This window comes from Shewanella sp. P1-14-1, assembly GCF_001401775.1.
In the GTDB taxonomy this organism is placed as follows: domain Bacteria; phylum Pseudomonadota; class Gammaproteobacteria; order Enterobacterales; family Shewanellaceae; genus Shewanella; species Shewanella japonica.
Map to the genome: position 1 here is coordinate 1 of NZ_LKTL01000114.1, position 278 is coordinate 278.

The 278-nt window shown below is 46.4% G+C and carries 1 pseudogene; it reads left to right on the forward strand.

Going from position 1 to position 278, the window contains the following annotated elements:
* Positions 1–278, forward strand: a pseudogene (locus AN944_RS21710) (RTX toxin); the annotation flags it as partial.

The following is a 278-nucleotide window of genomic DNA, read 5'->3' on the forward strand; positions in this document are numbered from 1 at the left end:
GATTTATCGGCCAACGACACTGAAAACCTTGATGCCCTTTCAAGTAACATCACCGTCGATTTAGTCATCGATGGCGATAATAACGGTGATATCACTGGTACATCACAAGATATTCCAGCAGGTGGTACGGTCACTCTGGTGATCACCGATATTGCTGGCACTGCAATTACCATCACCGACGTGGCAGTAAATGCAGATGGCACTTACTCTGTTGATAATGTTGACCTATCAACGCTTGTGGATGGCGACATCACAGTTGTTGCAACTGCAACCGACAG